Genomic DNA, 26203 nt, shown 5'->3' on the forward strand with positions numbered 1-26203 from the left:
TCGGCCCTCCTTAGCGGGACTGCGCGGTGTACGGCAGCAGGGCCATCTCCCGCGCGTTCTTGATGGCGCGGGCGACCTGCCGCTGCTGCTGGCTGCTCACCCCGGTGACCCGGCGGGCACGGATCTTGCCCCGGTCGGAGATGAACTTGCGCAGAAGCGCCGTGTCCTTGTAATCGATGTAGGTGATGCCCTCCTTGTCGAGAGGGTTCACCTTCTTCTTCGGCTTGCGGGTCGACGGCGGCTTAGCCATGATCCCTAACTCCTTAACCTGCTACTGCAATGAGGCCGACGCCCGTCGGAGCCATCACTGGCCTAGAACGGGGGCTCGTCGCTGAACGAAGATGAGCCCGATCCCTGACCGCCACCGGAGGAGCCGCCGGCCGGAGCCGCGGAGGCCCAGGGGTCGTCGTTGGCGAAACCGCCACCACCGCCACCCTGGCCACCGGAGGCGCCGAAGCCACCGCCACCACCACCGCCGGAGCCGCGGGACATCTTCTGAATCTTCGCTGTGGCGTACTTCAGCGAGGGTCCGACTTCTTCGACGTCCAGCTCGTAGACCGTGCGCTTCTCGCCCTCACGGGTCTCGTACGAGCGCTGCTTGAGACGGCCCTGCACGATCACTCGTGTCCCGCGGGTCAGCGTCTCGGCGACGTTCTCGGCCGCCTGACGCCAGATCACGCAGGAGAGGAACAGCGCTTCGCCGTCCTTCCACTGGTTCGTCTCACGATCCATGATCCGCGGGGTCGAGGCGATGCGGAATTTCGCAACGGCCGCGCCCGACGGGGTGAATCGAAGCTCCGGGTCGTCGACCATGTTGCCGACGACCGTGATGATGGTCTCTCCTGCCACGGCTACTCCTTGTGTGTGGAGACCAGAGTCGCACCTGGGTACGACAGGACCGGGCGCCACGCGGTCGACGACCGCGTGACAGAAGTACCTAGCGGGTCTCCGGGCGGATCACCTTGGTACGGAGGATGGCCTCGTTGAGGCTGAGCTGACGGTCCAGCTCAACGACAGCAGCGGGCTCGGCCTGCACGTCGATGACGGCGTAGATGCCTTCGGTCTTCTTGTTCATCTCGTACGCGAGCCGCCGGCGGCCCCACACGTCGACCTTCTCCACGGAACCGCCAGAAGTGCGGATCACGTTCAGGTACGTGTCGAGCGACGGAGCGACGGTGCGCTCCTCGAGCTCCGAGTCGAGAATTACCATGATCTCGTAGTGACGCAAGACGTACTCACCCCCTGTGGACTATGCGGTCGCAGGCTCTCTGCGACAGGGGTCTTTGCGTAGTTCACGCGCCAGCGGCGGGGAGGTCCCCGCTCTTGACAGGTGAACTCGGTAACGATACAGCCGCGGGGCGCCGAATCCACTTCCGGGGTGGGACCTGGGGAGGAACGACCACACCTACGAGGTGATACGAGCGCCCCGCGGGGCCTATTTCCCTACCTGTTACGTGGTCGTTGTCCGAACCGTGCGCTGCGCGCCGATCGCGCGGACAGCTGCGGCTGAGACGCCGATCACACATACGGTGGCCACCATGGCCAGCAGGCTCGACGCGCGGCCCGGTACCTGACCTGCGGCAACGGGCTCGATCGCCGGCGAGTCGATCGGCCCCGAAGCCGATGACGTGGACATGCTCGGGGTCGGCTCGACCAGGTTCGGGGAGACCGCCGCGCCGGGGGCCGGGGCGGCCACCGAAGGAGCCGGCACGGTGGGGCGCGGGTTCGCCCGGGTCGGGCCGCCGCGGGGCGCGGGGGGCGCAGGTGCGGCGGGGGCCGACGTCTGGGGAGGTGCCTCGGGGCCACCCTCGGGAGCGGTGCTCGGCTCCACCTGGATGGTGACCTTCTCGTACGTGGGGAGCAGCCCGAGACCGCAGGCCGGTTCCATCAGCGCCTCGGCGGGGCCGCTGGCGATCTGGAGGTCCAGGTACGTACCCGGATTGAGGGTGTAGCGCGCGCCGCCCGGCAGGACCAGGTCGGCCCTGATCCGCAGCCCGTTGATGAACCGGACCGGGGTCATCTCCTCGACGGTGAGGTCGGCGACGCTGGGCCGGGAATGGGCTCCGATGCCCAACAGGCCGCAACTGCCGGAGAACGTGACGGTGGGCGAGTCCGCGAAAGCCGTGCCGGCCCCGAGAAGGGCACAGGCGGTGCCGAGGAGGCCAACTGTGGCGAGAGCTTGCAGGCGACGCACACTACCCCCTGTCGGTCGGAGTTTTTCTACCGAAGTCAACGACGCGCACGAGTCCAAGTAACGCACCCGGGTCCTACACTCGGCCGTATGCGAATCGGTGCCCATGTCGACGCCACAGACCCACTCGCCGAAGCGAAGGCTCGTGGTGCGGACGTCGTCCAGTTTTTCCTGGCAGACCCCCAGGGTTGGAAGGCCCCGAAACCCCGCGACGACGCGGAGGCGTTGCGGGACAGTGAGGTCGACATCTATATCCATTCGCCTTACGTGATCAACGTGGCGACCGGAAACAACCGGATCCGGATCCCCAGTCGCAAACTCCTGCTCGCCCATGCCCGGGCGGCGGCCGAGATCGGGGCCAAGGGTCTGATCGTGCACGGCGGGCACGTCAACGCCGGGGACGACATCGAGTCGGGTTTCGACAACTGGCGCAAGGCCTTCGCGTACGCGGAGTCGGAGGGCGGCTTCCCGCTCCCGGTGCTGATCGAGAACACGGCCGGCGGCGAGAACGCGTGCGCCCGCCGGTTCGACATGGTCGCCCGGCTGTGGGACGCGCTGGACGGCCACGAGGTCGGGCTGTGCCTGGACACCTGCCACGCGCACGCCGGCGGCGAGGACCTGGTCGGCATCGTGGACCGGCTCAAGGCCATCACGGGGCGGATCGACCTGATCCACGCCAACGGTTCCAAGGACGGCTTCGACTCCGGCCGGGACCGGCACGAGAACTTCGTCCGGGGCGAGATCGACCCCGAACTCATCAGTGAGGTGGTCCGGTCCTCCGGCGCGCCCGCGGTCTGCGAGACCCCGGGCAGTGTCGAGGACCAGGCCGCGGACATCGCCTACCTGCGGGAGCGCCTGCCGTGACGTCTAGCCCCAAGCCCACGTCGACGCCCGAGCACGGGACGGAGGAGCCACCGGGCGGGGAGGAGACCAGGCCGGAGGCCGTCGCGGATCCGAATGAGTCGGTGAACTCCGCCGAAACCAGTACCAAAGACACCACGGAAACCCCGGACGAGACGGGTACGCCGGACGACGGATCTCCCGACGACGGCGACTCCCCCGACAAGGACGGGGACAAGTGGGAGGCCTTCGCCCCGGACGCCCCCAAGGTCCGGCGCGGCCGGATCCGCCGCCTCGTCACTCACGAGTGGACGGTCGCCGCGGTCAGCAGTGTGCTGCTCGCGGTCCTGATGACCTGGCCGACGGTCAAGGACATCACGAAGACCATCCCCGAGGACATCTACGACCCGCTGCTCCAGGCCTGGCAGATCGCGTGGGCGGGGCACGCCCTGATCACCGACCCGGTGAACCTGTGGAACGCCAACCCGTTCTACCCCGAGCCGGCGAGCCTGGCCTTCACGGACGCCATTCCCGGGTACGCGCCGTTCGGCATGATCGGCGAGGGCTTCACGGCCGCGGTCGTCCGGTACAACATCGTGTTCGTGCTCCTGCACGCCCTGGCGTTCTTCGGCGCCTACGTGCTGCTCCGCCAGTTGGGGGCGCGCCGCCCGGGTGCCGCGGTGGCCGGCATGGCCTTCGCCTACGCGCCGTGGAAGCTCGCGCACGGCGGCCACATGAACGTGATCTCGGTCGGCGGCATCGCCCTGGCGCTGGCCATGCTGGCCCGGGGCCACGGTTTCTCGCTGACGGCGGGCTACCGCGCCGACCGGACCCGGATCGGCTGGGTGATCGGCGGCTGGCTCGTCGCGGCCTGGCAGATGACCCTCGGTTTCGCGATCGGCATCCCGTTCGGGTACGTGCTGCTCACGATCGGCCTGGCCGCCCTGGTGTCCTGGTTCGTGAAGAAGCGCCCGGTCGTCCCGTGGCGGATCGTGTTCGCCAACCTCGGCGGCGGCGCCCTGTTCGCCACGGTCACCCTCACGATCGCCTCGGTGTACTGGCACGTCCGCGACACCCACCCGAACGCCGAGCGCACAGAGGCCGACCTGGCGCTGTTCTCGCCCCCGCTGCACGGCCTGCTGACGGCCCCGTCGGAGAGCTGGCTGTGGGGTTCGGCGCACGAGCAGGCCCGCACCACGCTGCCGTACCTGGCGGAACAGCCCCTGCTGCCCGGGTTCTTCCTGATCGGCATGGCCATCGCCGGCATGTTCTTCTCGACCTGGAAACTGTCCACCCGGCTGTGGCTGGGCGGCACCACGGTCCTGATGACCTGGCTCGCGCTGGGCACCCAGTCCTGGGGCGACGGCGAGTACGGCTACCTGCTGGTCTACCGCAGCCTGCCGGGCATGGAGGCGTTGCGTACCCCGGGCCGGCTGATGCTCTGGGTCACGCTGCTCCTGGCGGTGCTCGCGGCCGGCGCGGTCAGCGCGTTCGCCCAGCAGGCGTACGAGGTGGCCCGGTCCCGGCCGCTGCACCAGCTCGGCATCCCGCTCCGACTGGCGATGGTGCTGCCCGTGCTGCTCGTGGGCGTCGAGGGCTGGAACAACACCCCGCACCCGGAGGTGCCGACCCCGCCGGTCGCGTTCAGCACGCTGAAGGCCCCGCTGATGGTGCTGCCGAGTGACCAGTTCACCGACGAGGCCGCGATGCTGTGGTCCACGGACGGCTTCCCGACGATGGTCAACGGGGGCAGCGCGTTCTACCCGATGCGCCAGGACGAGATCCGCAACGCGTCGATGAGCTTCCCGAGCCCCGAGAGCGTGCAGTACCTGCGCGACCTCGGGGTCAAGACGGTCGTCGTGCTACGCGACCGGATCCCCGGCACCGCGTGGGAGCGGGCCGCCGACGCCCCGACCGACGGCCTGGGGATCGACCGCCGCGAGGACGGTCGGACCGTCATCTTCACGCTGTAGCAGCGGTTCCCGGTCGGGTGCGCCCGACCGGGAACCGTCCGGCGCGTTGAGGCGGGTCACCCAGGGGGCGTCGGGCGCCCCGTCGAGGACGCCGCCGTCCGGGTCGTCCGGGTAGCTGTCGCGGACCACGTCCTCGCGGGGCTTGAGGATGTCGCGGACCACGAAGCCGCACAGCACCGCGAGGGTCACGAGCCGGAACCCGGACGCGGTGACGAACACCCACTCGGGGAACGCCTGCTTGCCGCCGCTCGCGCCGAGCAGTTCGCCGTAGAACGCGATGAAGTAGCCGATCTCGGCGGCCTGCCAGGCCAGGAACGCGCCCCACCGGGGCCGGGCGAGGACCGCGAGCGGGATCAGCCACAGCACGTACTGCTGCGACCAGACCTTGCCCGTGATCAGGAACGCCGCGAGCACCAGGAACGCGAGCGCCGCGAGCCGGGGCCGACGCGGGGCCATGAACGTCAGGGCGGCGATCGCGGCGCAGCAGATCACGAACAGCAGCAGGTACGCCGTGTTGAGGGTGTCGACGTTGCCGGCGATGTTCTGGAAGAACGGGATGCCGTACCGGTCACCGCCGAGCGGGAAGTGCGCCCCGATGTACCAGAGGGTGCCCCAGTCCACGCCGCGCGTGCTGTTGAGGTCCCAGAACCGCATCCAGGACTCGCGCCAGAAGTACCAGACGGGGCCGTTGATCGCGGCCCAGGTGAGCACCGCCACGGCGAGGGTGGTCAGGGCGTGGCGCAGCGGCGGGTTGAACCGCCAGAACGCCGCGAGACGGCTCTCCGTGGGCTGGTCGGGCTCCTCCGTCACGTCGGCGTCGATGGCCGGGTCGACCTTGGGCGGCACCCGCAGCGTCCGCACCACGAGCAGCAGCAGCGGACCCACCATCAACAGTGGATAGAACTTCGCCGCGACCGCCAACCCCAGGAACAACCCGGCCAGCACCGGCCGCTTCCGGGCCCAGAACAGCATCGCCGCCGCCGTCAGGCACAGCACCAGCAGGTCCCAGTTGACGGTGGCCGTCACGAGCATCGCCGGGGCGCAGGCCAGCAGGGCCGCGTCCCAGGGCCGGCGGCGGCGCAGCGCGAGCAGGATGGCGACCGTGATCACGCCCAGGATGCCCAGGACGACCGCGTTGACGTTGTAGAACAGCATCGCCTGGTTGATCGCCGGGTTCTTCACCCCGAGCGCGTGCACCGGGAGGCCGAGGAGGCCCATGAAGGCGCCGGTGAGCACCGGGTACTCGACCGGGAAGTCGACGTACGGGATCATCCCGTCACTGAGGTGCTCGGCGTAGTACAGCGCGAGGACGTCGGTGTAACAGCCCTTCTTGTACTGCACGTTGTCGACCCACGCGCCGTCCATGCACGGGGACTTCTGTAGCCAGTTCAGGGCGATGACCAGGCACGCGAGCGCCAGCACCACCCGGGCCGGGGTCCAGAACCTGCCCGGCCTGGCCGTGGCGAACCGGCCGGCGGGCCCCCCGACGAGCTGACTGAGTCCTCGGACGAACCAGTCGGTGCGGCCCGGGCTGGCGGTCCTGTGATCGACGTCGCGCATGTGCACATCTTGCCGTACGGGATGGTCCAGCGGTCACACCGACGCCGGGGCGTACTTCGCCGCGGGCACTGGTCGGGCCGGGTGCCCCCGTCGACGAACGTCGCTGGACGGATGAGAAAGGTGGCGGTGTCCCCATGTCGAGGACACCGCCACCGAGGGTCGCGCTACGGCTACCGGCGTCTGCCGGTCGGGATCGTGTTCGGGACCGGGAGACCGTTGTTCGGGTTGGGGTTCGGGGTCGGGGACCCGCCACCGCCGCCCGGGGTCTGGCCGCCGGGGCAGAACGGCGGGAACGGGCAGGACGGGTTGCCCGAGGCGGGCGGCGGGGTCGGCGGGGCCGTCTTGCCGTTGCCGGCCAGCTCGGGGTTGCCGACCGGGGTCGCCTTCGGGAAGTTGGTCGGCTTCCAGTTCATCACCTTGTGGGCGTTCTCCATGAAGGTGGCCCAGATGGAACCGGGCAGGTTACCGCCGTACATGTCGCCGGCGGTGGAGCCGTTGGCGTTCTTCACCTTGAGCGCGAACTCGGTGTCCTTGGAGCCCACCCACACGGCCGTCGCCAACTGCGGCGTGTACCCGGCGATGGAGGCGTGCGCGTTGCCCACGTTGTTGCTGCCGCTGAACTGCCAGGTGCCGGTCTTGGCCGCCGCGACCCGCTTGCCGCCGTCGAGGCCGTTGGACCACTTGCTGTCGTACGGGTGGATGTCCTTGAGCACGTCGTCCATCGCGTGCACCAGGTTGGCCTCCATGACCCGGGTACCCTGCTGGGCCTTGTCCTCGAAGATCAGGTTCTCGCTGACCTTGCCGCCGGAGTTGACCCGCTGGGTGGCCTTGACCACGAAGTGCTGCTTCATGGCGACGCCCTCGTTGGCGAAGGTCGCGAAGCCGGCGGACTGCTGCAGGACCGTGATCGGGTACTGACCGATGCCGACCTGGGCGTTGAACTTGTCACCCATCTGGTCCAACGGGGTGGCCGCGATGTCGGTGGCCGCGAACGTGCCGTCGGGACGCATGTACTGCACGCCGGTCTTACGCATCATGCCGATGATCACCGGCGGCGTGAGCTCCTCGGCCATGGCGAAGAACGGGGTGTTCAGCGACTGCACGGTGGCCTGGCGCAACGTGCAGTGGTCCCCGCACTTGCTGGTGCCGTCGGAGTTGGTCACCGGGCCGGCCGGGCTGCCCTTGACACGGCCGGTCTTCGGGAACTCCTTCGGGGAGCTGCCGTCCCACAGGGAGTTGACCGTGTACCCCTTCTCCAGGGCCGCCGCCAGCACGTACACCTTCGCGGTCGAGCCCGGCGGGTGGAAGCCGAAGCCGCCGATCGCCCCGGTCTTCGGGTCCTTGTTGTAGCCGGCGAAGTCGCTGCCGTTGACGCCGTTCGGACCGCCGTAGTAGGCGAGGACCCGACCGGTCTTGGGGTCGGTGGCCACGAGCGCCGGCTGGACCCGGGGGTCCTGGCCCGCCATCGGCCAGCCCTTGTCGGTCTTCATCGCCGCGTTCTCGGCTTCCTTCTGGAGCTTGGGGTCGATCGAGGTGACGATCGAGTACCCGCCGCGCTCCAGCTGGCTGTACGGAACCTTCTTGGCGGCCATCTCCTCGATCACGTACTTGACGATGTTGGCCACCGGCCGCCCGCCCAGCTCGGTCTCACCCTTCTTGGGCAACGGCTTCACGTCCGGGAACGTCGCCGCGGCCCGCTGTTCCTTCGTGATGGCGCCGATCTCGACCAGCGAGTTCATCACGTAGCCCCACCGGTCGACGGTGTTCGTGTTCCATTTGTCTTCCGGCTTCAGCTTGTCCGTCGGCTCGAAGTAGCCGCCGGGGCTCTTCACCATGAGGGCGATCACCGACGCCTGCTCGTAGGTGAGCTTCTCCGCGTCCACCCCGAAGTACGCCTGGGCGGCGGCCTGGACGCCGCTGGTGTTGCGGCCGAAGTCGACGGTGTTGAGGTAGAAGTTGAGGATCTCGTCCTTCTTGTATTCCTTGTCGAGCTTCATCGCGATCACGGCCTCTTTGGCCTTACGCGTGTACGAGGAGTCCTGGTTGAGGTCCGCCGCCAGTCGCGCGTACTGCTGGGTGATCGTCGACGCGCCCTGCTGGGAACCGCCGGTGAGGTTGTTCCACAGTGCCCGGATCATGCCCTTGAAGTCGACGCCGGAGTTCTGGTAGAACGACCGGTCCTCGGCGGCCACGATGGCCTGCTTCATCGGGGTGGAGATCTTGTCGAAGGCGACGATCGAGCGGTTCTCCTCGCCGATCGTGTCGATCAGGGTGGTGCCGTCGTTCGCGTACACCTTGGAGATCTGGTTCAGCGGCAGCTCGTTGGGGAGCGGGACGCTGGTGAAGTAGTAGGTGCCGCCGATGAACGCGAGACCCGTCATCATCAGGACCACGGCGATCAGGGCGACGATCCGGTTCCGCCGCTTCCGGCGCTTGCGCACCTTCGGGTCGACGGGACCCTTGCCCCGGCGGGTGACCGCGGCGACCTCGTCCAGCCCGACGGGGGCGGCGCCGCTGACGGAGGCCCGGCCGGCCGCACCGGGTCCGGGCGGGGCGCTCACGGAGGCGCGGCCCGTGGGGTTGGGGTCACCGGGGGGCGGCGCGCCGACCCTGGCCCGCCCGACGGTCGCCCGCCCGGACGTCGACGAGGGCGGCTGCTGGTAGGGCTCGTCGTAACCGCTGCCCTGCTCCCGGTACCCACTCTCGGGTTCGCGGTAGCCGCCGGGTGGCTGGCTGTATCCGCCGTGGGCCGGCTGGTCGTTCGGGCTGGACGGGGTGAGCCCCGGCACAGACGCGCGACCGGTGGGACGCTCGGGGGGATAGTCAGACATTGGGCACCAATTCAGTCTCGAGCCCGGCTTTGCCGAGCAGGTACTGCTCCACCAGGTGATTCCATCCACAGCCCTGGCACACCTCGACGACGTACACCGTGAACTCCTTGTACATCGTCGCGAGTATGGCCAGTTCCTTCAGTCGCCGGGCCTGGCCGGCGGACTGCTTCAACTCGTCACCATAGATGTAGTGAACGTTGATGAGGTGTTCCCGCCGGCATACCGGGCACAGCACCTCGGTGTGCTCGCCGTGAAACCGGGCGGCGGTTCTCAGGTACGGAGAGGCGTCGCACACCTCGTTCGTACCGACCCGGGCGGCGTGGACGTCACGCAGCAGCGCTCGCCGCTGAAGCGAGTAATCCACCACCTGCCGCTGGGTACGCATGGGTTCGAGGGTAACGGCCGATTCTGAGAGGAGCGAGGGGCCGCTTGTCGACACGTGTGGCGAGGGGATACCGTTACGATGTATCGAGCCGATACATCGAGCCGTAGCAAGGGAGGTCCGGATGCTGGAACTGGCGATCCTGGGTCTCCTGCACGAGGCTCCGATGCACGGCTACGAGCTGCGCAAACAGCTCGCGGTGAAGGTCGGGGCGTTCCGGGCGGCGATCAGCTACGGCTCGCTGTACCCGACGCTGCGCCGACTTCAGGCCGGCGGCTGGATCACCGAGGAGAACGACCCGAACGAGACCCCGACCCTGGTCGGGCGTCGCAGCAAGGTCGTCTACAAGATCACCGCAGAGGGCAAGGAGCGCTTTCAGGAGCTCCTGGTCGCGGCGGGGCCCGAGACGTATGACGACGAGGGCTTCGGCGTGCACTTCGCGTTCTTCGCGCGCACCGATCCGGCCACCCGGCTCCGCATCCTCGAGGGACGCCGGCGCCGGATAGAGGAGCGGCGCGAGGGGCTGCGGGAGACCCTGCACCGGGCCGCTGAGCGGCTCGACGCCTACACGCAGGAGCTGCAGCGCCACGGCCTCGAAGGGGCCGAGCGCGAGGTGCGGTGGCTCGAAGAGCTCATCGCCCACGAGCGGGCAGGCAGTGGTCCGTCTGTGACGGTCGCCACAGAACCCGCTCAGGCCACCGAGGCCACCCCGCCACCTGAGGCGGCGACAGACCGATGAAGAGAAACAGTGAAGGAGGCAGCGCGATGGGTTCCGTACGGGTAGCCATCGTCGGTGTCGGCAACTGCGCGTCGTCCCTGGTCCAGGGCGTCGAGTACTACCGCAACGCCGACCCCGCTGAGCGAGTACCGGGCTTGATGCACGTCAAGTTCGGCGACTACCACGTGAATGATGTGGAGTTCGTCGCGGCATTCGACGTCGACGCCAAGAAGGTCGGCCGCGACCTCTCCGAAGCGATCGTCGCCAGCGAGAACAACACCATCAAACTGTGCGACGTGCCGCCGACCGGCGTCACCGTGCAGCGTGGCCCGACCCACGACGGCCTCGGCGAGTACTACACCGAGATGGTCGACGAGTCCGACGAGGCGCCGGTCGACGTGGCCGCCGCGCTGCGTGAGGCCCGGGTCGACGTCGTCGTCGCGTACCTCCCGGTGGGTTCCGAGGTCGCCGCGAAGTCCTACGCCCAGGCCGCCATCGACGCGGGCTGCGGCTTCGTCAACGCGCTGCCGGTGTTCATCGCCTCCGACCCGGAGTGGGCCGCGAAGTTCGAGGCCGCCGGGCTGCCGATCGTCGGCGACGACATCAAGTCCCAGGTCGGTGCCACGATCGTGCACCGCGCGCTGGCGAAGCTGTTCGAGGACCGCGGCGTGGAGCTGCTGCGCACGTACCAGCTCAACTTCGGCGGCAACATGGACTTCATGAACATGCTGGAGCGCAAGCGCCTCGTGTCCAAGAAGATCTCCAAGACCCAGTCCGTCACCTCGCAGATCCCGCACGAGATGCGCGGCTCGGACGTGCACATCGGCCCGTCGGACTACGTGCCGTGGCTCGACGACCGCAAGTGGGCCTACATCCGCCTCGAGGGCCGCTCGTTCGGCGACACCCCGCTGAACGCCGAGCTCAAGCTCGAGGTGTGGGACTCCCCCAACTCCGCCGGTGTGATCATCGACGCGCTGCGTGCCGCGAAGATCGCCAAAGACCGGGGCATCGGTGGTCCGATCCTGTCCGCGTCGAGCTACTTCATGAAGTCGCCGCCGGTGCAGTACAACGACCACGACGCGCACCAGGCCGTGGAGAACTTCATCAAGGGCGAGATCAAGAGCTAGTTTCCCCTTGGTACGAGTGGGGCCGCACCCGTCAGGGTCGGCCCCTTCGTCGTACCCGGCACCGCGTCGCCCTTTGAGCTGGGCGTCTGGAACTTCGGAGGCACACGACGAGGGCCCGGGCGGTGGCCCGGGCCCTCGGTGTACGCGCGGGGTCAGTCGTAGTCGACGCGCGCGGGGTCAGTCGTAGGAGCGGCGCGAGCGGTAGCCGCCGACCGCCCGGGCACCGGCCAGACCGGCCACCAGCAGCAGTACCGTCGCGACAGCGGTCAGCCAGAAGCCGAGCTGGAACACCTGGAGCGCCGCCGGGTGCCGCAGGACATAGAGCAGCCCGCCGACGAGCGCGATGGCGAACGCGACCCACGCCAGGTCGCGCGGGCCGATGACGACGGCCATCAGGGCGACCACGGCGGCGACCAGCAGCACCATCCCGAAGGACACGTAGAAGTTGGCCGGGGCGGTGTTCGAGTTGCCCGCGAGCAGGTCGAGGGCCGGGTACTGCGACGGCAGCATGGCGTTCAGCCAGGGCTGGAAGGCGGCGAGGCCGAGCAGAATGGCGGCGATGAACGTGATGAGCCGATGGGTCGATCTCATCGGGCACTCTCCATCTCAGACGGTCGGTGGGGACCCCGGAGGAATACCCACCGGGCTTCCCAACCGCCAGGGGCACGCGCCGCCGCACCGCCGCCGGTCCGGCCGGCACAACCGACATGTGGCCGGCCCGCGCATCCCGGGTCGGCCAGGACACAGCGCGCGGGTCCGCGCAGGTGGCGGGGGTGCCCTACCGTTAGGTCGTGGGACTCGCGACGCTGATCTTCCTGTGTGTCGGTGGCTTCAGCCTGGTCATGCTCGCGCTGTCCGTCTTCGGCAGCCATCTGCATCTCGGGCACGGCGACATCGACAGTTCCATCACCCTGCCCGGCCTCGCCGGCTTCGTCGGGGCGTTCGGCTTCGCCGGGGCCATCGCGGCCGAACTGACCCCCGGGCGCTCGCTCGACGGCCTGGTCGGCGCGGGCGTCGGCATCCTCGCGGCCGTGCCCGTCGGCTACGGTGCGACCCGACTCACCCGCGCGGCGCAGCGGATGGGCACCGACTCCACCCCGACCTCGGACGCCCTGGTCGGGTCCGTGGGCGTCATCCTCACCGCAACCCGTTCAGGGGGGTACGGAGAGGTCCGGCTGACCATGGCCGGTCAGTCGATGAAGTTCAACGCCCGGTCGGAGGAGCCGCTCGCCGCCGGCACGTCGGTGCTCGTCATCGGCACCGTCAGCCCGAGCTGCGTGCTCGTCCAGCCCACTCCCCAGTTCTTCCAGAAGGACGGTCAATGAGCTCCATCCTGATCGCCGTCATCGGCGGCGCCGCACTACTACTGCTGATCGTGTTGTTCATCCTGTCCCGGATCAAGGTGGCGGGCCCCAACGAGGCGTTCATCGTCACCGGCCGCAAGGGCAAGGCGACCACCGCCGCCGACGGTACGGTCGTGACGGACATGTCCGGCCAGAAGGTCGTGATGGGCGCCTCGGTGTTCGTCATGCCGGTCGTCCAGCAGCTGTACAAGCTCGACCTGTCCAGCCGCGAGATCCCGGTATCGATCACGGGCGCGGTCAGCAAGCAGGGCATCCGGTGTGACGCGGACGCCGTGGCCATCGTGAAGGTGGGCGGCACCGCCGAGGCCATCCGGCCGGCCGCCCAGCGGTTCCTGCACCAGCAGGAGAAGATCGCCGACTTCACGGCCCAGGTGCTGGCGGGCGCGCTGCGTTCCATCGTCGGCCGGCTCACGGTCGAGGAGATCATCCGGGACCGGGCGGCGTTCGCGGCCGAGGTCGCCGAGGAGGTCGAGAACACGCTGTCGCACCAGGGGCTGGTGCTCGACGCGTTCCAGTTGGAGGACATCCGCACCGCCGGGTCGTACCTGGAGGACCTGGGCCGACCCGAGGCTGCCCGGCTGCAGCAGACCGCCGCGATCGCCGAGGCGCAGGCCCGGCAGGCCTCCGAGCAGGCCCGGATGCGCGCCGAGGAACTGATCGCCGAGGCGAATCGGAACCTGGAGCTCAAGCAGGCCGAGGTGCAGGCCGAGATCGACGCGGCCCGGGCCAGGTCCGCCGCCGCCGGTCCGCTGGCCGAGGCGGAGCGCCAGCAGGCCATCCTCATGGAGCAGCAGAAGGTCGCCGAGCGCAACGCCGAACTCAAGGAGCGCGAGCTCAACACCGAGGTGCGCAAGCCGGCCGACGCGGCGCGGTACAAGCTGGAGCAGGAGGCCGAGGCCGCCCGCAACGCCGCGGTGTTCGAGGCCGACGCCCAGCGCCAGGCGGCCGTCGCGCGCGCCCAGGCCCAGGCGGAGACCGCCCGGCTGAGCGGTGAGGGCGAGAAGTCCCGGCGTACGGCGCTGGCGGAGGCCAACGCGATCGAGGGCGCCAAGGAGGGTGAGGCCGAGAAGCTCCGTCGGCAGGCCATCGCCGACGCCGTCGAGCGCGAGGGTGCCGCCGAGGCGTCCGCGATCCTCGCCAGGGGTCAGGCCGAGGCCGAGGCGATGCAGAAGAAGGCCGAGGCGTTCGCCCGGTACGGCGAGGCCGCGATCCTCGACCTCCTCGTCACGGTGCTGCCGCAGGTCGTCAAGGAGGCGTCCGCGCCGATGGCCTCGATCGACAAGCTGACCGTGATCTCCACGGACGGGGCGTCCTCGCTGACCAAGTCGGTCGCGTCGAACGTGGCGCAGGGCCTCCAGCTGGGTACGGACCTGACCGGGATCGACCTCGCCGGGCTGCTCGCGCGCCTGGGCGGGGCGGCGGCCGACACCAAGGTCGACGCGAAGGTGCTCGACGCCGAGTAGGCGAGAAACGCCAGTTCGCGCGCCGTGACCGGTGCGACACGCACGGAAAGGGCCCCGGGTTCACCGGGGCCCTTTTTGTTGGAACCGCATCTTCTGACGCAAGCCGTACACTCGGGCGGTGGTTGCCACTCGGGAGTTGCGCGCGGTGCTGTCCCGGCGAGGGTTCCGCCGGCTGCTCGGCGTCCGGTTGTCGAGCCAGTTCGCCGACGGGCTGTTCCAGGCGGGCATCGGCGGCAGCGTCCTGTTCAACCCGCAGAACGAGACGAGCCCCGTGGCGATCGCGATGGGCTTCGCGATCCTGCTCCTGCCGTACTCGATGATCGGCCCTTATGTCGGGGTCTTCCTGGACCGGTGGAGCCGGCGCAACATCCTGGCGATGGCCAACCTGAGCCGCGCCCTCCTGATCATCCCGGCGGCGGGGCTGCTGTGGTTCGGCCACTCGGACCTGCCGTTCGCGCTGGTCGCGCTCCTGATTCTCGCGGTCAACCGGTTCTTCCTCGCCTGTCTGTCCGCGTCGCTGCGGCACGTCGTGGAGGACGAGCGGCTGGCGACGGCCAACGCGGTGGCGAACACGATGGGCACGATGGCGTTCACGAGCGGGCTGGCCACGGCGGTCGGGCTGCTCACGCTGGTCGGGGCCAAGTTCCACGGGTACGCGATCATCGTGCTCACCGCCCTCCTCGGCTACGGCGCGTCCTCCCTGCTGGCGAAGCTGCTCTTCCACTGGGAGGCCCTGGGGCCCGACGCCGCCGACCGGCTGCGGCACAGCCACCTGTCCGTCCCGCAGGCCCTGGTCGTCGCCGCCCGGGGCATGGTCGACGGCGCGCGGCACCTGTCCTCCCGGAAGAACGCGTACTACGCCCTGCTCGCCCAGGGCGCCGCGCGCGGCCTGTACGGCCTGCTGACCATCGCGACGCTGCTGTTCGCGAAGACGATGGGCCACGGCAAGGAGTTCCTCGGGCTGGTCTTCGCGTGCGGGGCGATCGGCGCGCTGGTCGCGGCCCTGATCACCCCGGCGGCGACCCGGCGCTGGGGTGGCGCGCGCTGGCTGCTGGCGCTGCTGGTCGTCGACGCGGTGGCGATCGGCACGATGACCCCGAGCTTCGAGCCGTTGCTGCTGCTCGCCGGGGTGTTCGTCCTGAACATCGCCTCGATGGGCATGAAGATCGTGGTCGACACGTCGATCCAGCACGAGTGCGACGACGAGTACCAGGGCCGGGTGTTCAGCGTGAACGACACCGCCTTCAACTCGCTCAACGTGGTGGGGCTGTTCATCGGCGCGTACCTGCTGCCGGCCAACGGCAAGTCGGTGATCACGATGTTCTGCATCGCCGTGGGGTACGCGGCGCTCGCGACCTGGTACTTCTCGGTGCAGCGGCGGGGGACGCTGATCCGGGCCTGAGTCCGGTGCCGGTCCACGCCCGGGCCCGGGGAGGGCGCGTGGGACTGTCGGCGGTCCGCGGGTGCCACCGGTGGCGCCGGTCGGCGACAATCTGGCCATGACGATGCCGCCACCACCCCCGCCGCGTAGATCCGTCTCGACCCTGGTGATCGTGCTGGTGGTCGCGTGCTCCCTGCTGATCTGCGCCGGGCTGACCGCCGGCGGGTTCGCGCTCTACTTCGTGCTGGGGTCGAAGTCCTCGACGTCGACCGCCTCCGAGCCCGTGCCCTCCGCAGTGCCGACGGCGACGGGCGGCGGCTCCACCGACGGCTGCGTCTGGACCCCGGCCGACTCCGGCGGCGCGCCCCGCAAGGCCACCGCCCCCACGACCGTCGAGCGCCGGAAGATGACGGCCGCGATCGTCACGAACCTCGGCACGATCACCGTGGAGCTGTACGGGGACAAGGCGCCCTGCTCGGTGGCCTCCCTGCGGAGCCTCGCCGGCCAGGGCTTCTTCGACAACGTGGGCTGCCACCGGGTCACCACCGCCGCCGACGGCCTCGTGGTGCTCCAGTGCGGGGACCCGTCGGGGGCGGGCACGGGCGGGCCGGGGTACCAGTTCGCGGAGGAGAACCTGCCGACCGGCCAGGCGAAGCCGTACCCGCGGGGGACCGTGGCCATGGCGAGGACCGCGACGCCGGGTACCAACGGCAGCCAGTTCTTCATCGTGGGCGCCGACGCGGACCTGGCACCGGACTACTCGGTGATCGGCACCGTGACCGGCGGGATGGAGTTCGTCGACCAGGTGATCGCCGGCGGCCACGGCACCGAGGACCAGAAGCCCAAGGTGCCGGTGACCATGACCAGGGTGACCGTCAGCTAGTCAGGCCCTGCTCGCGCGCCCAGTCCTTCAGGGCCGCGACGGCGTCGTCGTGCTCCAGGGGGCCGCGTTCCAGGCGCAGCTCCTTGAGGAACCGCCACGCCTGCCCGACCAGCGGCCCCGGCGGCAGCCCGAGCAGCTCCATGATTGCGTTGCCGTCGAGGTCGGGCCGCACCCGGGCCAGGTCCTCGGCGGCGGCGATCCGGGCGATCCGCTCCTCCAGCATGTCGTACGTGCTGGACAGGGCGGCTGCCTTGCGCTTGTTCCGGGTCGTGCAGTCCGACCGGACGAGTTTGTGCAGCTGGGGGAGCAGTTCCCCGGCGTCGGTGACGTAGCGGCGCACCGCCGAGTCGGTCCACTCGCCCCGGCCGTAGCCGTAGAACCGCAGGTGCAGGAACACCAACTGGTTGACGGCGTTGATGACGTCCTTCGGGTACTTCATCGCCTTCAGCCGCGACCGCGTCATCCGCGCGCCCACGACCTCGTGGTGGTGGAACGACACCCGGCCGTCGCCCTCGATGGCCTTCGTGTCGGGCTTGCCGATGTCGTGCAGGAGGGCGGCGAGCCGGAGCACGAGGTCCGCGCCGTCGTCCTCCAGCGCCACGGCGTTGCTGACCACGGTCAGGGTGTGCTCGTAGACGTCCTTGTGCTGGGCGTGCTCGTCGATGGACATCCGCAGGTCCGGCAGCTCCGGCAGGAACCGCTCGGCCAGCCCGCTGTCCACCAGCAGCCGGAGCCCCGTGATCGGGTCCGCGCCGCAGAGCAGCTTGTTGAACTCGTCGCGGATCCGCTCGGCGGTGATCCGGTCCAGGTCGGCGGCCATGTCCGTCATCGCCTGGCGCACCTCGGGGGCCACCGTGAACTCCAGCTGCGCGGCGAACCGGGCGGCCCGCAGCATCCGGAGCGGGTCGTCGCCGAACGAGTCCTGGGGCGCGCCGGGGGTGCGGATCACCTTGCGGGCCAGGTCCCCGAGCCCGTCGAACAGGTCGGTGAAGGCGTGCCCGGGCAGCGAGACGGCCATCGCGTTGATCGTGAAGTCGCGGCGGACCAGGTCGTCGGCGAGCGAGGTGCCGTACTGCACGACCGGGTTGCGGGACAGCCCGTCGTACGCCTCGGCACGGTATGTGGTGATCTCGACGCGGAAGCCGTGTTTGGTGGCCCCGATCGTGCCGAACTCCCGGCCGGTCTCCCAGATCGCCTCGGCCCAGTTCTTCAACAGGTCGAGGGTCTGCTCGGGATGCGCGTCGGTGGCGAAGTCCAGGTCGTCCTGCAACCGGCCCAGCAGGGCGTCGCGGACGGAGCCTCCGACGAGGTGCAGCTCGTGACCGGCGGCCGCGAAACGCCTACCCAACTCGTCGGCGACGGGGGAGATGCGCAACAGCTCGGCGACGCCCCGCTGCTGGGCGGCCGTCAACGCTCGGTGATCGTTCTCAGACATGGTTGATCCAGGGTAGTCGGCGCGGTTCGCCGTGTTCCGGGCGGCTACTGTCAGCCGTATGAGGCAGCCGGACCCAGACGCGACCGTGATGCTCCCGATCGTGCCCGAGGCCGACCCGGACGCCACCCAGTTGTTGTCGGCGATACCGGCGGAAAACCCTCAGGGGGGTACTGGGCCGGGAACGGCCGCCGCGGGCGCGGCCGGGGCTTCCGGTGCCCCGGAGAAGAGCATCGGCCGCAGCAGCGCCGGCATGGCCCTGGGCAGCCTGGTCAGCCGCGCCACGGGCTTCCTGCGCACCCTCCTGATCACCGCCGCCCTCGGCTCCCTGGTCGGCGACGCCTACACGAACGCCACCCTCTTCCCCGGGATGGTCTACGAGCTGCTCCTCGGCGGGGTGCTGTCCAGCGTGCTGGTACCCCTGCTGGTCCGGGCCCGGGACTCCGACGACGACCGGGGCGAGAAGTACACCCAGAGGCTGTTGACCGCCGCGGTGATCTTCCTGGGGTTGGCAACCGTCGTGGCCGTGGCCGCCGCGCCGCTGCTCGCCCGGATCGTCGCCAACGAGTCGCAGCTGGGGCTGACCACCACCTGGGCGTACATGGTGCTGCCCACGATCTTCTTCTACGGCCTGGCCGCGCTGTTCGCCGCCGTGCTGAACACCCGGGGTCACTTCGCCGCCCCGATGTGGGCCCCGATCCTGAACAACCTGGTGCTGTGCGCCTCGGCCGGCATGGTCCTGTTGATCACGACCGGCAAGCCCACCCTCGCGGACACCCCGACCAGCACGGTGTGGATCATCGGCATCGGGACGGCCTCCGGGATCGTCCTCCAGGCCGTCTCGTTGATCCCGGCACTGCGCAGGGTCGGCTTCCGGTGGGGCTGGCGGTTCGACTTCCGCGCCCTGCGGCTCCGGGAGATCGCCCGGCTCGGCGGCTGGATGATCTGCTACGTGGCGGTCAGCCAGGTCGCGGTGTTCGCCATCGCCAAGCTGGCCAGCTACGCGGCGGACAAGAACGAGCCCGGCATCCTGATCTACAACAACGTGTACCTGCTGATGATGATGGCGCACGGCATCGTCGCGGTCTCGATCCTCACGGCCCTGATGCCCCGGCTGAGCGCGGCGGCTGCCGCTGGGCGCAACCACGAGGTGGTCGACTATCTCGCCAAGGGCACCCGCCTGGTGATCGTGCTGCTGGCCCCGATCTCGGTGATCTACATGGTGCTCAACGTGCCGATCGGCGTCACGCTGTTCAAGGCCGGCAACTTCGAGCAGGCCGACGCGTTGTCGACCGGCATCGTGACGGCGGCGGCGGCGTTCGCGCTGATCCCGTTCGCGGTGAGCCAGTTGCAGACCTTCGCGTTCTACTCGCTGCCCGACACCCGGACCCCGGCACTGATCAACATCCCGGTGGTCGCGGTCCGGATCGGCGTGGACGTCGCCTGGCTGGGGCTGTTCTCGCTGAGTTCGCTGGCGGCCGGCCTCATGTTCGGCAACGCCGTGTCGTTCCTGGCGGCGGTCGGGCTGTCCGGTTGGCTGCTCCGCCGCCGGCTCGGCCCGATGGGGCTGCGGCCGATCGCGGTGACCGTGGCGAAGGTGGCGGGCGCGGGGCTGGCGGCGGCAGTCGCCGGGTACGCGGTGATGCTGCCGTTCGACCCGGAGACCGGCGGCAAGCTGTACAACGCGCTGATCCTGGTGCTCGGGTCGGCCGTGATCGGGCTGGTCTACCTCGGCGTCGCGCACCTGTTGCGGATCACCGAGGTGACCGAGGCGATCGGCATGGTCCGGCGCAAGCTCGGCCGCTGACCGCCCGGGGCCGGGGGCCTCTGGGCCGGCCGGCTCCCCGGAGCGGTCACACCACTGGTCGGAGGGGCTACGCCCCCAGGCAGTCGTCGGAGCTCGTCGGGTCCCAGGTATCCCCGTCACCGGGTCCGTATGTGTTCATATCCCCTCCAACGAGTCAGCGCCGTTTGCGTGCCGTACCAAAAATGGATCGGGTGATTTCCCGACCGATCGAGGTCGCCGCCGAGCGCAGGAAGCTCTTCACGGCGCTGGACTCCATGACCTGCTGGACCATGCCGGGCTCCTCCTTCGGCGCGCGGGCCTGCTTCGGCGCGGGAGCGGCCGGCGCGGGGGCCTCGGGGGCGGGCGCGGCGGCCACCTTCGCCATCAGGATCTCGTACGCGGACTCCCGATCCACCATTTCCGCATATTTTGGGTACAGCGGGGATGCCTTCACGGCCGCCTCCAGCACCTCGGCCGGCGCGGGGGCCATCAGCGACTGGGGCGCCCGGAGCTTCGTCCACGCCACTGGGGTGGGCGCGCCCTTCTCGGACAGCACGGTCACGATGGCCTCGCCGATCCCGAGCGACGTGAGCACCTGGGCGAGGTCGTAGTCGGAGTGCGGGTACGTCGACACGGTCGCCTTGAGCGCCTTGGCGTCCTCCGGCGTGTACGCCCGCAGCGCGTGCTGCACCCGGTTGCCGAGCTGCGCCAGCACGTCCCCGGGCACGTCCTTCGGGGTCTGGGTGACGAAGAAGATGCCGACGCCCTTGGAGCGGATCAGCCGGACGGTCTGCGTGATCGACTCCTGGAACGCCTTGGACGCGTCCTTGAACAGCAGGTGCGCCTCGTCGAAGAAGAACACCAGCTTGGGCTTGTCCAGGTCGCCGACCTCGGGCAGGTCGTTGAACAGGTCCGCGAGCAGCCACATCAGGAACGTGGAGAACAGCGCGGGCTGGGCCACCACGCCGGGCAGTTCCATGATCGAGACGAGCCCGCGGCCGTCGGGCGCGGTCCGGAGCAGGTCGGTGGTCACGAACTCCGGCTCGCCGAAGAACTGGTCGGCCCCCTTGTCCGCGAAGCCGATCAGCTCTCGGAGCAGGACGCCGGCCGTCTGCTTGGACAGCCCGCCGAGGTCCTTGAGCGCGTCGGCGCCCTCGTCGCTGGTCAGGTGCTGGATGACGGCGCGCAGGTCCTTGAGGTCGAGCAGCGGCAGGCCGTTCTTGTCCGCGAAGTGGAAGATCAGGTTCAGCGAGGATTCCTGCACGTCGGTCAGCCCGAGCACCTTCGACAGCAGGGTCGGCCCGAACGAGGTGATCGTCGCCCGGACCGGGATCCCGGTGCCCTTGCCACCGAGCGCGTAGAACTCGCACGGGAACGCGGTCGGCTGCCAGCTCTGGCCGATCTCCGCGGCGCGCGCGACGAGTTTCTCGTTCGACTCGCCCGGCACCGCCATGCCGGAGACGTCGCCCTTGATGTCGGCGAGGAAGACCGGCACGCCGGCCGTGGACAGCTGTTCGGCCATGACCTGCAGGGTCTTCGTCTTTCCGGTACCGGTCGCGCCGGCCACCAGCCCGTGCCTGTTCAGGACGGCCAACGGGATCCGGACCTGCGCTGTCGGCACCCCGACTCCGTCCACCACGAGCGCGCCAAGGTCGAGGGTGGGCGAATTGAACGTGTATCCGGCCGTGACCTTGTCCACCAACTCCGAAGTCATGGCATAAATCGTAGTTCTTTGTCCGCAATGTCATGAGCGTTAGGCCACATAGACGGCGATCTCCAGGAACAGGGCACCACACGGGTAAGGTCTCTTGGGGGCGTACGCCTAGGCTGTCCCTACGGCCAAAAGCGGAAGGAGCACGGGGTGACCAAGGTCGACGAGGGTCACGAGAGCTCGTCCAGCGACAGCACGGGTGCGCTCACGGTGGATCCAGAGACGACCGAGTCTCAGCCCGTTCCGAAAGAGCACAGCGAGGTCGGCGAGGTGCTGGCCGACCGCTACCGCCTCGAGGAGCACATCAACGACGACCCCGCCGGCCGTCAGGTCTGGCGCGGCACCGACGTCATCCTCCGCCGCCCCGTCGCGATGGTGCTCCGGCACCCGGGTGGCGACGCCGCCCTGGAGATGCTCCAGGCCGCCGTGACGGCGAGCCGGGTCGTGCACCCCAACCTGGCCGGCGTCTACGACGCGGTCGACGAGGGCGACCGGGCGTATGTGGTCCGCGAGTGGGTCGAGGGCCAGTCCCTCCGCCAGATCCTGCTGGAGTCTCCGCTGGAGCCCCGCCGGGCGGCCCTGGTCACGCACGCCATCGCCGACGCCTGCGCCGCCGTGCACGAGACCGGCGTGGCGCACGGCAACGTGCACCCGGGCACCGTGCTGATCGGCGACGAGGGCCGCGTGGTGCTCGCCGACGCCCGGGTCACCGACGCCACCTCCCAGGAGGCCGACGTCCGCGCGATCGGCGCCGTGCTCTACTCGGCGCTGACCGGCCACTGGCCGCACGAGATCGAGGGCTCAAAGGCCCTCCCGAACGCGCTGCGGGTCGACGGCGGCAAGATCGCCTCCCCGCGGCAGATCCGGGCCGGCGTGCCGGCCGACCTCGACGAGCTCTGCATGCTGCTCCTCGACCCCGAGGGCGATGCGCCGACCGCCGCCGAGGTGGCCACCGACCTGAGCCGGTTCGGCCCGGCCCCGCTCGACTCGCTGCTCGGCCCCGACACCCCCGTCCGGCTGCCCCGGGCCACGCCCGCCGCGATGCACACGCGCCGGATGCGGATCCGGTGGGCGCTGGCCGTCGCCGGGTTCGTGATCGTGGCCCTCACCGCCAGCCTGGTCGCCATCACGTGGCCGGCGGGCGACAAGACCACGGACCAGACCGCCCCGGGGACGACCTCACCCCGCCCCGGGCCGAGTACGGCGCCGAGCCCGTTGGTGCTCACCGGCAGCCAGGTGCGGATCGTCGCGCCGGCCGGTGACCGCGACGACGAGCTGACCGGCGCGGACAAGGCGCTCGACGGGAAGCTGGACACGGGCTGGCAGACCCAGCAGTACTGGGACCACCCGGAGTTCGGCAGGATCAAGCCCGGGATGGGGCTGCTGATCAACCTGGGGAAGTCGTACAACGTGAGCTCGGTCGAGGTGCAGTTCGACCGGCCCGGCGCGACCGTCGAGCTCAAGGCGGGCACCGAGGATCCGGGGAACAACAGCCAGGGCGACGGCAAGATCCTCTCGTCGTACACGACGGTGGAGGGCCCGGTCGACAACATCAGCAACCGGAAGCTGTTCAACGGCAAGGACGGCGTGCAGTACCTCCTGGTGTGGATCACCAAGCTCCCGCCCGTCAGCGAGGGCAGGTATCAGGTCGGAATTCAGGAGGTCACGGTCCGGGTCCAGTGACCCCGGGAAGCCGTGTGGATCGGTAGTGTGACGCCGTGCGGGACGATGCGGAGCTTCTGAGCGCCCACGCCGCCGGTGACCGGGGCGCCTTCGAGGAGCTGATCCGCCGGCACCAGAGCCGGCTGTGGGCTGTCGCGCTGCGCACCCTCGGCGACCGCGAGGAGGCGGCCGACGCCCTCCAGGACGCCCTGCTGTCGGCGCACCGGAGCGCGGCCCGGTTCCGGGGCGAGTCCGCCGTCACCACCTGGCTGCACCGGATCGTCGTCAACGCCTGCCTGGACCGGGTGCGCCGCCGCCAGGCCCGCCCCACGGTCCCGCTGCCCGAGTCTGGTCCCGACGAACCGGCCACGGACACCGACCGCGACACGCCGATGCTGGTCCGCGACGCGCTGGCCGAACTGCCCCCCGACCAGCGGGCCGCCCTGGTCCTGGTCGAGGTCCAGGGGTACCCCGTGGCCGAAGCCGCCCGGATCCTGGGCGTCGCCGAGGGCACGATCAAGAGCCGGTGTGCCCGGGGTCGCGCCCGGCTGGCTGTGCTTCTCGGCCACCTGCGGAACCCATCGCTCCTGGATGACGTCTCATGAACATGTACGACGCACTGGCCGACTACCTCGGTGGCGCCCTGGAGGGCACCCCGGAGGAGCAGGTCGTCGCGGCCCGGATCGCCTCGGACCCCGTCTGGCGCGCCGCGTACGAGGAGCTTCTCGTCGCCGATGTGGTCGTTCGTTCTGATCTGTCCGCCTTCGCCGCCGAACCGGTGGCCCTGCCCGCGGACGTGGCCGCCCGGATCTCCACGGCACTGGCCCGCGAGCTGGGCCCGTCCTGGGCCGGCACCGCGTGGGCCGACGAGGGCACGCCCGCCCCCGTCATCCCTCCGGCGGCCCGCAAGCGCTCCCGGTGGGCCCTGGCCGGCGGCGCGTTCGCCGTGACCGCGCTCGCGCTCGGCGGGGTCGGCATGCTTCTCAACGCCACGGGCCCCAGCTCCCTCACCGCGACCACCGACAAGGCGGACGCGCCGAAGTCCGAGCAGCGCGCGGCGGGCTCCGGCCAGCCGTCGGGCCCCGCCGCGGTGGCCGCCTCCCCGGAGGGCGCGCAGTCCGACTACGGCCCGCCCGACACCGGCGTGGAGACCCTCGCCAGCGGCCGCAACTACAGCGCCGCCCAGGTCAAGGGCTTCCTGGTCCCCGGGGCCGACGCCCAGGCCACCGCGCAGCACCCGCCGAGGAAGCTCGACCCGCTGCGCCAGCGGCCCCTGTTCGACGCGTGCATGAAGGCCGTGAAGGACCTGCACGGCGGCAAGCCGACCCGCGCCGACTACGCCCGGTACGAGGGCTCCCCCGCCCTGGTGATCACCCTGGACGGCGGAAACGCGGTGACAGTGATCGTCGGCCCGAACTGCGGGACCAGCGGCGCGGACGAGATCTACCCGACACCGTCCCGTTAGCGGGAATCCCCCTCCGTACGATGGCGTTGCGCCGACTGGACGCCGATCGAGGAGACTTTCCGTGGACGTACGCAAGCTGATCATCGTCGGTTCCGGACCGGCCGGCTACACCGCCGCCGTGTACGCGAGCCGCGCCAGCCTGAGCCCGCTGGTCATCGAGGGCGCGCAGTCCGGCGGCGCGCTGATGACGACGACCGAGGTGGAGAACTTCCCGGGCTTCCCCGAGGGCATCATGGGCCCGGAGCTCATGGAGGACATGCGCAAGCAGGCCGAGCGGTTCGGCGCGGAGTTCGTCACGGACGACGCGACCCGGGTCGACCTGTCGGGCGACATCAAGAAGGTCTGGATCGGCGACACCGAGTACCAGGCGCACGCCGTGATCCTGGCGACCGGCTCGGCGTGGCGGCACCTGGGTGTCGAGGGCGAGGACCGGCTCCTCGGCCACGGCGTGTCGAGCTGTGCCACCTGTGACGGCTTCTTCTTCCGGGGCCAGCACATCGTGGTCGTGGGTGGCGGCGACACCGCGATGGAGGAGGCGACCTTCCTGACGAAGTTCGCCGACACCGTGACGATCGTGCACCGGCGCAACGAGTTCCGCGCCAGCAAGGTCATGGTCGAGCGGGCGTTGTCGAACCCGAAGATCAAGGTCGAGTGGAACAGCGTCGTCACCGAGATCCTCGGCGAGGACAAGGTCAGCGGCGTCGTGCTGAGCGACACGGTCACCGGCGAGGAGCGCAAGCTCGACGTCACGGGCCTGTTCGTCGCGATCGGCCACGACCCGCGCAACGAGTTGTTCGTCGGACAGGTCGACCTGGACGACGAGGGGTACGTGAAGGTCGACGCCCCGAGTACCCGTACCAATCTCACCGGGGTCTTCGCGGCCGGTGACCTGGTGGACCACACGTACCGCCAGGCCATCACCGCCGCGGGCACCGGTTGCGCCGCCGCGCTCGACGCCGAGCGGTTCCTCGCACACGTGACAGGAGAGTAGATACACATGAAGGCTGTGACCGACGCGAGTTTCGTCGCCGATGTCCTCCAGTCCGACAAGCCGGTGCTGGTGGACTTCTGGGCGGAGTGGTGCGCGCCCTGCAAGAAGGTCAGCCCCGTGCTGGCCGAGCTCTCCGAGGAGTTCGGGGACCAGCTCACGATCGTCAAGGTCGACGGCGACGCGAACCCGGGCGTGATGCGCGACTACAAGGTCATGTCGCTGCCGACGCTGACCATCTTCAAGGGTGGCCAGCCGGTGCAGTCGATGATCGGCGCACACCCGAAGAGCAAGATCAAGACCTTCATCGAGAGCTCGATCTAGTTTTCACACTTTCTGGCGGGGAACCTCGAAGTCGTGGGTTCCCCGCCAGAATTGTGTGTATAGGACCACAGCAGGCGGGTACAGACAGAGGAACGTGGGTGGGCTGCGTATTTTGTCTGGAT

The 26203-nt window shown here is 69.8% G+C and carries 24 protein-coding genes; 14 read left to right on the forward strand and 10 right to left on the reverse strand.

What is annotated here, in order from left to right; genetic code table 11:
* Positions 1 to 10: 10 nt before the first annotated feature.
* From rpsR to PT931_RS00880, 4 genes are all read right to left on the reverse strand, one after another.
* Positions 11 to 250, reverse strand: coding sequence for a 30S ribosomal protein S18 (gene rpsR, locus PT931_RS00865; RefSeq protein WP_197006297.1), 240 nt, complete (start codon positions 248 to 250; stop codon positions 11 to 13).
* 62 nt (positions 251 to 312) lie between these two features.
* Positions 313 to 849 carry a single-stranded DNA-binding protein gene (locus PT931_RS00870; protein ID WP_456243791.1) on the reverse strand — a complete coding sequence of 179 codons (537 nt, stop codon included), beginning with the start codon at positions 847 to 849 and terminating at the stop codon, positions 313 to 315.
* 88 nt (positions 850 to 937) lie between these two features.
* On the reverse strand, positions 938 to 1228 hold the full coding sequence (rpsF, locus tag PT931_RS00875) for a 30S ribosomal protein S6 (protein ID WP_197006295.1): 291 nt from the start codon (positions 1226 to 1228) through the stop codon (positions 938 to 940).
* 222 nt (positions 1229 to 1450) lie between these two features.
* Entirely contained in the window at positions 1451 to 2194 is a 744-nt protein-coding gene (locus PT931_RS00880; RefSeq protein ID WP_456243792.1) for a hypothetical protein, read from the reverse strand.
* Between the two features lie 87 nt (positions 2195 to 2281).
* Between PT931_RS00880 and PT931_RS00885 the strand changes: the two genes are divergently transcribed.
* Positions 2282 to 3055, forward strand: a complete 774-nt coding sequence (locus tag PT931_RS00885; protein WP_456243793.1) for a deoxyribonuclease IV — start codon at positions 2282 to 2284, stop codon at positions 3053 to 3055.
* A gap of 101 nt (positions 3056 to 3156) precedes the next feature.
* Positions 3157 to 5004, forward strand: coding sequence for a hypothetical protein (locus PT931_RS00890; protein WP_456243794.1), 1848 nt, complete (start codon positions 3157 to 3159; stop codon positions 5002 to 5004).
* On the opposite strand, the gene PT931_RS00895 is transcribed toward PT931_RS00890, so the two are convergent.
* The 3 genes from PT931_RS00895 to PT931_RS00905 all read right to left on the reverse strand — a co-directional run bounded on the left by PT931_RS00895 (position 4894) and on the right by PT931_RS00905 (position 9780).
* Positions 4894 to 6564, reverse strand: coding sequence for a glycosyltransferase family 87 protein (locus PT931_RS00895; RefSeq protein ID WP_456243795.1), 1671 nt, complete (start codon positions 6562 to 6564; stop codon positions 4894 to 4896). The genes PT931_RS00890 and PT931_RS00895 overlap by 111 nt on opposite strands.
* 170 nt (positions 6565 to 6734) lie before the next feature.
* Positions 6735 to 9395: a transglycosylase domain-containing protein gene (locus tag PT931_RS00900; protein ID WP_456243796.1), complete on the reverse strand. Its 2661-nt coding sequence runs from the start codon at positions 9393 to 9395 to the stop codon at positions 6735 to 6737.
* Positions 9388 to 9780 (reverse strand): DUF5318 family protein, encoded by a 393-nt coding sequence (locus PT931_RS00905; protein WP_456243797.1) that lies wholly within the window; start codon positions 9778 to 9780, stop codon positions 9388 to 9390. Before PT931_RS00905 ends, PT931_RS00900 begins: the two co-directional genes overlap by 8 nt.
* A 121-nt stretch (positions 9781 to 9901) precedes the next feature.
* On the opposite strand from PT931_RS00905, the gene PT931_RS00910 reads away from it, so the two are divergent.
* Together PT931_RS00910 and PT931_RS00915 are read left to right on the forward strand one after the other, a co-directional pair.
* Entirely contained in the window at positions 9902 to 10516 is a 615-nt protein-coding gene (locus tag PT931_RS00910; RefSeq protein WP_456243798.1) for a PadR family transcriptional regulator, read from the forward strand.
* A 26-nt stretch (positions 10517 to 10542) separates the two neighbouring features.
* Positions 10543 to 11622: an inositol-3-phosphate synthase gene (locus PT931_RS00915; protein WP_456243799.1), complete on the forward strand. Its 1080-nt coding sequence runs from the start codon at positions 10543 to 10545 to the stop codon at positions 11620 to 11622.
* A gap of 177 nt (positions 11623 to 11799) precedes the next feature.
* On the opposite strand, the gene PT931_RS00920 is transcribed toward PT931_RS00915, so the two are convergent.
* Positions 11800 to 12213, reverse strand: a complete 414-nt coding sequence (locus PT931_RS00920; protein WP_456243800.1) for a hypothetical protein — start codon at positions 12211 to 12213, stop codon at positions 11800 to 11802.
* Between the two features lie 200 nt (positions 12214 to 12413).
* Here PT931_RS00920 and PT931_RS00925 point away from each other — a divergent pair, with 200 nt between their 5' ends.
* From PT931_RS00925 to PT931_RS00940, 4 genes are all read left to right on the forward strand, one after another.
* The gene (locus tag PT931_RS00925) at positions 12414 to 12947 is read left to right on the forward strand and encodes a hypothetical protein (protein ID WP_456243801.1); all 534 of its coding nucleotides are present in this window, start codon (positions 12414 to 12416) and stop codon (positions 12945 to 12947) included.
* The gene (locus PT931_RS00930) at positions 12944 to 14449 is read left to right on the forward strand and encodes a flotillin family protein (protein WP_456243802.1); all 1506 of its coding nucleotides are present in this window, start codon (positions 12944 to 12946) and stop codon (positions 14447 to 14449) included. Before PT931_RS00925 ends, PT931_RS00930 begins: the two co-directional genes overlap by 4 nt.
* 118 nt (positions 14450 to 14567) lie before the next feature.
* Complete coding sequence (locus tag PT931_RS00935) at positions 14568 to 15851, forward strand: MFS transporter (protein WP_456243803.1); 1284 nt, start codon at positions 14568 to 14570, stop codon at positions 15849 to 15851.
* A 97-nt stretch (positions 15852 to 15948) separates the two neighbouring features.
* Complete coding sequence (locus tag PT931_RS00940; RefSeq protein ID WP_456243804.1) at positions 15949 to 16713, forward strand: peptidylprolyl isomerase; 765 nt, start codon at positions 15949 to 15951, stop codon at positions 16711 to 16713.
* Here the strand turns inward: PT931_RS00940 and PT931_RS00945 are convergent.
* Entirely contained in the window at positions 16706 to 18148 is a 1443-nt protein-coding gene (locus PT931_RS00945; RefSeq protein WP_456243805.1) for a CCA tRNA nucleotidyltransferase, read from the reverse strand. The two genes, PT931_RS00940 and PT931_RS00945, sit on opposite strands and share 8 nt — an antisense overlap.
* Before the next feature lie 58 nt (positions 18149 to 18206).
* On the opposite strand from PT931_RS00945, the gene murJ reads away from it, so the two are divergent.
* Positions 18207 to 19952 (forward strand): murein biosynthesis integral membrane protein MurJ, encoded by a 1746-nt coding sequence (gene murJ, locus PT931_RS00950; protein WP_456243806.1) that lies wholly within the window; start codon positions 18207 to 18209, stop codon positions 19950 to 19952.
* Positions 19953 to 20106: 154 nt separating this feature from the next.
* Here the strand turns inward: murJ and PT931_RS00955 are convergent, their stop codons facing one another.
* Positions 20107 to 21645: a helicase HerA-like domain-containing protein gene (locus PT931_RS00955; RefSeq protein ID WP_456243807.1), complete on the reverse strand. Its 1539-nt coding sequence runs from the start codon at positions 21643 to 21645 to the stop codon at positions 20107 to 20109.
* Between the two features lie 147 nt (positions 21646 to 21792).
* Between PT931_RS00955 and PT931_RS00960 the strand changes: the two genes are divergently transcribed.
* The 5 genes from PT931_RS00960 to trxA all read left to right on the forward strand — a co-directional run bounded on the left by PT931_RS00960 (position 21793) and on the right by trxA (position 26081).
* The gene (locus tag PT931_RS00960; protein ID WP_456243808.1) at positions 21793 to 23325 is read left to right on the forward strand and encodes a protein kinase family protein; all 1533 of its coding nucleotides are present in this window, start codon (positions 21793 to 21795) and stop codon (positions 23323 to 23325) included.
* A 35-nt stretch (positions 23326 to 23360) separates the two neighbouring features.
* Complete coding sequence (sigM, locus tag PT931_RS00965; RefSeq protein WP_363729115.1) at positions 23361 to 23909, forward strand: RNA polymerase sigma factor SigM; 549 nt, start codon at positions 23361 to 23363, stop codon at positions 23907 to 23909.
* On the forward strand, positions 23906 to 24769 hold the full coding sequence (locus tag PT931_RS00970; RefSeq protein ID WP_456243809.1) for a hypothetical protein: 864 nt from the start codon (positions 23906 to 23908) through the stop codon (positions 24767 to 24769). The genes sigM and PT931_RS00970 overlap by 4 nt, the downstream gene beginning before the upstream one ends.
* A 61-nt stretch (positions 24770 to 24830) precedes the next feature.
* Positions 24831 to 25760, forward strand: a complete 930-nt coding sequence (gene trxB / locus PT931_RS00975) for a thioredoxin-disulfide reductase (protein ID WP_363729117.1) — start codon at positions 24831 to 24833, stop codon at positions 25758 to 25760.
* Positions 25761 to 25766: 6 nt separating this feature from the next.
* Positions 25767 to 26081, forward strand: a complete 315-nt coding sequence (gene trxA / locus PT931_RS00980; protein WP_456243810.1) for a thioredoxin — start codon at positions 25767 to 25769, stop codon at positions 26079 to 26081.
* Positions 26082 to 26203: the final 122 nt, after the last annotated feature.

The organism is Longispora urticae (genome assembly GCF_053902585.1).

Excerpts from the sequence above, each read along its gene's own strand:
- trxA (WP_456243810.1), top strand. The coding sequence starts at position 25,767 with ATGAAGGCTGTGACCGACGCGAGTTTCGTCGCCGATGTCCTCCAGTCC.
- PT931_RS00885 (WP_456243793.1), top strand. The coding sequence starts at position 2,282 with ATGCGAATCGGTGCCCATGTCGACGCCACAGACCCACTCGCCGAAGCG.
- PT931_RS00930 (WP_456243802.1), top strand. The coding sequence starts at position 12,944 with ATGAGCTCCATCCTGATCGCCGTCATCGGCGGCGCCGCACTACTACTG.
- rpsR (WP_197006297.1), bottom strand. The coding sequence starts at position 250 with ATGGCTAAGCCGCCGTCGACCCGCAAGCCGAAGAAGAAGGTGAACCCT.
- PT931_RS00940 (WP_456243804.1), top strand. The coding sequence starts at position 15,949 with ATGACGATGCCGCCACCACCCCCGCCGCGTAGATCCGTCTCGACCCTG.
- PT931_RS00920 (WP_456243800.1), bottom strand. The coding sequence starts at position 12,213 with ATGAGATCGACCCATCGGCTCATCACGTTCATCGCCGCCATTCTGCTC.
- murJ (WP_456243806.1), top strand. The coding sequence starts at position 18,207 with ATGAGGCAGCCGGACCCAGACGCGACCGTGATGCTCCCGATCGTGCCC.
- PT931_RS00970 (WP_456243809.1), top strand. The coding sequence starts at position 23,906 with ATGAACATGTACGACGCACTGGCCGACTACCTCGGTGGCGCCCTGGAG.
- PT931_RS00895 (WP_456243795.1), bottom strand. The coding sequence starts at position 6,564 with ATGCGCGACGTCGATCACAGGACCGCCAGCCCGGGCCGCACCGACTGG.
- PT931_RS00955 (WP_456243807.1), bottom strand. The coding sequence starts at position 21,645 with ATGACTTCGGAGTTGGTGGACAAGGTCACGGCCGGATACACGTTCAAT.
- PT931_RS00945 (WP_456243805.1), bottom strand. The coding sequence starts at position 18,148 with ATGTCTGAGAACGATCACCGAGCGTTGACGGCCGCCCAGCAGCGGGGC.
- PT931_RS00905 (WP_456243797.1), bottom strand. The coding sequence starts at position 9,780 with ATGCGTACCCAGCGGCAGGTGGTGGATTACTCGCTTCAGCGGCGAGCG.
- PT931_RS00915 (WP_456243799.1), top strand. The coding sequence starts at position 10,543 with ATGGGTTCCGTACGGGTAGCCATCGTCGGTGTCGGCAACTGCGCGTCG.
- PT931_RS00900 (WP_456243796.1), bottom strand. The coding sequence starts at position 9,395 with ATGTCTGACTATCCCCCCGAGCGTCCCACCGGTCGCGCGTCTGTGCCG.
- PT931_RS00910 (WP_456243798.1), top strand. The coding sequence starts at position 9,902 with ATGCTGGAACTGGCGATCCTGGGTCTCCTGCACGAGGCTCCGATGCAC.